7 protein-coding genes are annotated in these 6,158 nt (G+C 41.9%); 1 reads left to right on the forward strand and 6 read right to left on the reverse strand.

The window, feature by feature from the left end:
- Positions 1-197: 197 nt before the first annotated feature.
- The 5 genes from F6J94_RS28315 to F6J94_RS28335 all read right to left on the reverse strand — a co-directional run bounded on the left by F6J94_RS28315 (position 198) and on the right by F6J94_RS28335 (position 5,396).
- A complete protein-coding gene (locus F6J94_RS28315) occupies positions 198-1,211 on the reverse strand; it encodes a glycosyltransferase (protein ID WP_293046541.1) in 1,014 nt (337 codons plus the stop codon).
- A 4-nt stretch (positions 1,212-1,215) separates the two neighbouring features.
- Positions 1,216-2,355, reverse strand: a complete 1,140-nt coding sequence (locus tag F6J94_RS28320) for a hypothetical protein (RefSeq protein WP_293046544.1) — start codon at positions 2,353-2,355, stop codon at positions 1,216-1,218.
- Positions 2,356-2,359: 4 nt separating this feature from the next.
- The gene (locus tag F6J94_RS28325; protein WP_293046547.1) at positions 2,360-3,124 is read right to left on the reverse strand and encodes an FkbM family methyltransferase; all 765 of its coding nucleotides are present in this window, start codon (positions 3,122-3,124) and stop codon (positions 2,360-2,362) included.
- A gap of 78 nt (positions 3,125-3,202) precedes the next feature.
- Positions 3,203-4,222: a glycosyltransferase family 2 protein gene (locus tag F6J94_RS28330; protein WP_293046551.1), complete on the reverse strand. Its 1,020-nt coding sequence runs from the start codon at positions 4,220-4,222 to the stop codon at positions 3,203-3,205.
- Between the two features lie 25 nt (positions 4,223-4,247).
- Entirely contained in the window at positions 4,248-5,396 is a 1,149-nt protein-coding gene (locus F6J94_RS28335; RefSeq protein WP_293046554.1) for a glycosyltransferase, read from the reverse strand.
- A gap of 6 nt (positions 5,397-5,402) precedes the next feature.
- Between F6J94_RS28335 and F6J94_RS28340 the strand changes: the two genes are divergently transcribed.
- Positions 5,403-5,624 (forward strand): DUF29 family protein, encoded by a 222-nt coding sequence (locus F6J94_RS28340; protein WP_293046557.1) that lies wholly within the window; start codon positions 5,403-5,405, stop codon positions 5,622-5,624.
- A 15-nt stretch (positions 5,625-5,639) separates the two neighbouring features.
- Here F6J94_RS28340 and F6J94_RS28345 read toward each other — a convergent pair.
- A partial coding sequence (locus F6J94_RS28345; RefSeq protein WP_293046560.1) for a glycosyltransferase occupies positions 5,640-6,158 on the reverse strand: 519 nt, incomplete at its 5' end.

Raw genomic sequence — 6,158 nt, forward strand, 5'->3', positions numbered from 1 at the left:
TAGACTGATTATACTAAATTAGTAGTTTAAATTAGCTTAACCCCTTAAATAACAAGGGATTCAATCAACTCAAAATACAGTTTTATTAAAATTGCATTTTTAAATTACTCAAAACCTTACTTAGTAAGGGCTATGGCGATTATTTTATACTAATTTATCATAGCCACCCTAGGAGAGCCAAAATTTTCAGCAATTTATTAGAAGTTTATTTGAGTCTTCCTAAGTTTTTGGCGAGTTTCCTGACATTGAGTTTTTCCTCTAAGCAACCCTTCCCAGTAGCCATTGATAGCTGACCAACGTGTAGATATATCAAGGATTGCTACATGCCATAAACTCACTATGCATCCTCGTTGCTTAACCGACATATAGTGTCTCAGCCAATTTCGCAATCGCAGTAGGAATAGTAACAGCAGCATCACTCCAAATACAAATCTTAATAAATCAGAAGCTATAACTAAAGCTATTAAGAATCCTATTAAGGCAATTGTTTCAGCAGTAAATCGTAGAACATTAGAAACAAAGTAATTGAGCCAGATACCCGCTTCACCTGCTCCTCGAAAGTTACGTCGAGCCTCTTTACTGATTGCCGTCAATGTTTGGGGACGAAGCCATTGACAGCGAGGCTCTGGTGAAGCTTCAAGTCGTTTTCCAGAACGTTGGATCAGCAATGCCAGCACCATATCATCGGCAGCTAATGTTAAATCTTCCGGCAGTCCTCCAAGACCAAGATAAAATGACTTTTTGTAAGCAATAGAGCGACTTGAGGCATGACTTTGAGGCGTTGCTCTAAATTCAAGACTTCCTTGTAGGATAGGATCAGCTTGTGCCCATGGTGTTTTTTGATCGCTCCAACTAACACGCCAGCTTCCCATCACTGCTTCAACTTCAGGATCTTTTAACATTGGCTGGACTAGCTCTTCTAGCCATTCTCGGTCCCACCGACATCCAATGTCGGTCGAAACGATTAGATCATGTTTAGCTGCACGTACAGCCAGGTTTCTACCGCGAGCTACATTACACCCTTTCTCCTGGAAAACCTTTAAGTTAGGCAGTTGTTTTGCCTGTGCTTGCAGCAATTCCCAGGTTCCATCCTGCGAACCGCCATCTACAATCACAATTTCATCTGGTAGCAAGGTTTGCACTTGCATCTGCTCAAAGAAATCGATACAACCGACGCGGTCGTTCAAGACAGTAGTCACGAGTGAAATCATTAGTCTAGTCTAACTCCTTACAAGTGTCTACCCATAACTTCATGTTCTGCGCCATATTACAAAAATAGGTACGCAACCCATCATCCCAAAGGAAGCCCTGCTGCTCTACTGTCCATGCTTCAAGCCTGTCGGCTAACTCATAAGCCGCAGCACCATAAGTTGTAGCGGGCGAGAGAGGAGTTTCCAGGAGTGGCAGCATATCATCTATGATTACCATACCTGCTAGTTCATGCCAGAGGTCTTTGTAGAGGTTATGAGGGGATCGGCGATGGTCTACGACAGGGCTACCTACACGTACAGCATGTCCTACGGCTTGGGCGCATTTTTGTACAAAAAAACCACTAAAAATGTCACCAAATCGATCCAGCTTCATACCACCAATGGGATGACCCATTTTGACATAGTAGTAAGCAGGAATCGCATCTCGAATTAATGCTGTGTTTTGAGTATTAATTGGCATCAAAACGTTAGAGTCTAGGAGATAATTTTCCTGGAAGTTAGCAGATGCCTCACAGCGTGTAACCAACCGGGTTGCTGCATCTACATCTGGGTCTCCTGACCACAAGCCTGCATTAATGGCAACAACCTCTGTAGAGACATTTGAGTTAATTTGACTACAGTTGGGATTGCGCCGTGCGTAGGGAAAACCACGGGCATAAACGGTTCCCTGCACATCGAGAGACTTGCAAGCAATATCCATCATAGAACAGAGATTAAACCAACCATCGTGTCCTACCGCAGTTGGTAAAGTTGCCTTTTTCCCAACAGCAGCGTGCCCTTCTAGAAATGGCCACTGATGACGAGGATAGTTATCGTCATCTATGGCAATAATGACATCACAGCGATCGCGGTAGGCCATTAAAAAGCCAACATTTCTGCGATTATCGGTTTTCCAGGGAATTTCTGAGGCTAGCTTGGGAAATGGTTCTAAAAATTGTTTTTGTGCTTCTGGACTCAGGTAATACCAGGGCAAACCTTGCTGAGTGTATTTTTCAATCTGTTCTCGACATACCTCTGGGGTAGAGAGGTCTCCGACTACATAGAAGTTGACATTCTCTAAACCCCCGTGCATCACGAAATGTTTGTAATAGTCATGAATAAAATTGCCATCGTAAATAGTGGTTACAACAATACCAAATTTCATCGTACTAATCTCCAAATTTCACACTATAAAGAGCTTGAAAATATTTATCTCCCTGAAAATAAGTTTCAGATAGTTGGCTTTCTGTGTAGCCCAGAGCTTCCAGGTACTTTCTAAATTCATCCAGGTTGGTTCCGAAATCAGGAAAAGCAAAGCCATGCACCTCAATCAATAAAAGAGGCTTTTGTCGTCTAATCAATTGTTCTGCTCCCCTGAGAACTTCTAACTCAGCACCTTCGACGTCAATCTTAATGATTTTTACAGGTAGATTTACCTCATTCCAGTAATCATCAAGGCGTGTATTTGCAACTTGGATTGCCTCCTGAGTCGTTTTATCTGGGCGCAAAGAGGCTGTAACAGCCACTTCGTCTACGGGCACATGAAAGGTTAGAAATGGATCCGGTGAATTTGATAATGCTTTTGGAATTACCTTTACCTGTTGCTCTAGATGGTTTAGATGAATATTTTTTTTAAGTAAATTTAAGTTAGATGGAACAGGCTCAAAAGCAAACACACGACCCATTTCGCCGACTAATTTGGCAGCATAAAGCGTATGCATGCCAAAGTTAGCTCCTACATCAATAAAACAGTCTCCAGAAGACAAATTATTTTTTAACACCGCTTGCATCCCAGACTCCCCCTCAAAATTCCAGGATCTCAGGGACTCATCTAGACGAATTAGCTGATTGTCAACTTTTATGGGCACACCCTTGAAGCCATAGCGAAGCTTAAAGAGTGTATCTTTCACAAACTTAGAGTTAAGTGCATTCATTATTTTTGTCAATTGTTATAAATTATTTTCCATTGATTGTTGAAAATAAATTGAGCGAAAGTATTCGATTAAAATAAATCACTTTTTAATCGGGATATTATGTTTTCTTTTAAAAACTAAACTAATATTTATTCCCAAAGGAATACCAATCAAACGGCGTAATAACATAGAAAATGTAGGTTTTCGTGTGACTATAAAATAGTGTTCTAGCCAATGTTGAGCGAGGGATAGGGATTTCAACTCAATGCTGCTTGATTGATTTTGTTTAGCTAGCAAATATAACTCTGAGTACACTCGCATCAAAGCCTCGCACTGGCCACAGGTAAACTCACCTTTGGTACGTTGCCAATATTGCTGATTTAACTTAATAGCGTTATGGACTCCCGCAAACCATTTTTCAGGATCCTGGTTTTGGGTGCGGCATTGATCAGTTTGAGTTCGGTATAGTGCGCCATTACTCTGACTATAAATAACCTGGCATTGACTGATCAGCCTAAACCAAAAAGCGATGTCTTCTCCTAAATAACGATCTAGCTCTTCAGGCCATCGCCGATCACTTGAAAGCACTGCCCGTTTGATCAGAGCAGCATGGACAGCCCAAGGGGCAAATGCAATAGCATTATCTTTTAGTAATTGAAGACTTTTCCCCAATCCCAGAGGGTATTTTAAGACTCGATGGTTCGGGTTACTATCTGTAAATTCTTGCCAAGCCCCCACAATGATATCGGCTTGAGGATTCTGTTGTGCGACTGCAAGTTGTTGTTCAAGATAATTAGGCTCTAGTAAGTCATCCCCATCCAAAAATAAGATCCACTTGCCACTTGTGTGCTCCAGTCCAAAGTTGCGTGGTGCGCCAGGGCCGCCAGTGCGAATCGGACAATTGATTAGGTGAACTCTAGGATCTACCTGGGTGTAATCTTGAGCAATTGCCTCACCACCATCAGTTGAACCATTATCTACGACCCACAGTTCCCAATCAGTAATGGTTTGTGCAAGAATAGATGAGATCGTTTCGCTAATATAAAGTGCTTTATTATAAAGAGGGATAATAATACTGACATCAGGCATAGTTTCAAAAACTGAATTAGTTTCATTCACCAGTTTTGTTATAATTTTGGCATCTTTAAATAAAAACCAAATCGCTAATTGCCTTACAAAAAGCTTCTTGAATTACTAATGGATTAAACTGTTTTTGAGCAGCCAGGCAAGTCTGCTTAGCATAATGCTTGCGGAACTCAGCAGTTCTCTGGAGTTTTTCAAGGGCTGAAACTAATTCAGCTGGATTTTCGCTGGTGACACAGATGGCCTTATTACCTTCCTTAGCCCAACGCACAGCAGCACAATATTCAGGTCCCCAAATCACAATCGGTTTACCAAATTGCACATACTCAAGTAGTTTGGAAGGAAAACTCGTTTCCATGCGCCGCCTCATCGCAGGATCAAAACTCATGGTTACCAAAAAAGCATCGGCTGAACTAAGCCACTGGTTCAACTCAGATCTGGGTGCAAAGTCTAGCCACAAACCGCGCTCTCGCATTTCCTTTTGAACATCTGCCGACCAATTAGGGTTTTTTCCCCGAAGCTGTACCTGTAAACTAGGATGATCTTTGACTCCCTGCAACAACTCCCCTAACATTGGGCCATATTCATAGAGATTTCCAAAATACACAACTCGCAAGGGACGAGATGTATCGGCATTGGAATGATTAGATCTTAGTTCAGATGGTAGAGAAGCTGGAATGGGATAAAGAATTTGACTATTGGGATGCGAACCTAAAGCGTTTTGCATGCCTTCACTGACGCAAAGTACCAAGTCTGAGCTATCATGAAGCTGCTGGAAACGCCGTGCGATTAGTTGCCGAAAAGGGGCATGAACAATAGGTAAATCTGGCCACCAGTCATGGAAAATAGTTACTAGGGGCAAGCCATGTTTTTTGGCAAAGCGCAAAGCCGCCCAGCAGCCATCACCATGAGCAACAGTGAGCACAATTGCTTTTTGGCTTGATAGTTGGTGAGAATGGCACAGGGGATCCCAACTGCGACCATGAGTGAGAACATTTAAATTGTTGCCCCAGGTATGAAATCGAGTGCGATTCAGCCTTTTTACTAATCTTGTTGGTAAGTCTTGGGGATTGGGCACCACTGAAACCTTCCACCCATCTAGCTGACTTAGATGGCGGTGCAGTAGGATTTCTCCTGCACTAGTTGGCGCAGGTTGTACGGAAGAGATGACAATAATCTCCGGCTTAATAAGGGATTTACAAGTTACCATACTGGTATGTTGGTTTTGAGTATTAGAGAGCAACGTCGGGCTATTAAACGGCATTTGCAGCAAAATCCGAGCTTAAAGTCTCGGTTGGAAGAAGCAATGATAAATGGCTATGAAGCATGTGTTGATTTGGCTTTACGAGAAAGCGATTTACAATTGCGAAGGTTTCCAGAACGTTGTCTTTACTCGTTTGAACAGATTATTAAGGATAGTTTTTTTTTACGATACTAGCCAAGATTGGTAAAATTAGCTTGTTGGTTTACTTAGCCGATCCTTGCTTTCCTCTAAGATTGAACGGTATAGATTTATGTGTCTCTCAGTTTGAAGTTTTGAAGAATACTCTGCAACCGCCACTTTTCGGCACTGTTGACTCATGTACTCACGCAAATTGTGATCTGTTAGGAGTTGAATAATACCGTTACAGAAATCTTCAACATTCTCAGGTTCTGCTAAATACCCGGTGGTTCCTGGTCGTACCAAATCAGGAACACCACCTACTTTAAAACTAACTGTAGGAGTACCACAAGCCATAGCTTCTAGGGCTACTAACCCAAAAGCATCAGCACGAGTGGGAAATAAAAATAGATCAGCAGCAGAATAAGCTATTGCTTTAAGGTGATCACTACTAACAAAACCTAAGTTTTGTGTTTGTATACCAACTGATTCACTGATTACTTCACCTCCATCTCCTAAAGTCAGCAGTACTATTTCCCCTTTGAGAGATTGAGGTAAACTTGAAAGTGCTTTAAGTAGAAGGTCTCCTCC

This window comes from Moorena sp. SIO1F2 (assembly GCF_010672755.1).
Lineage (GTDB): Bacteria > Cyanobacteriota > Cyanobacteriia > Cyanobacteriales > Coleofasciculaceae > Moorena.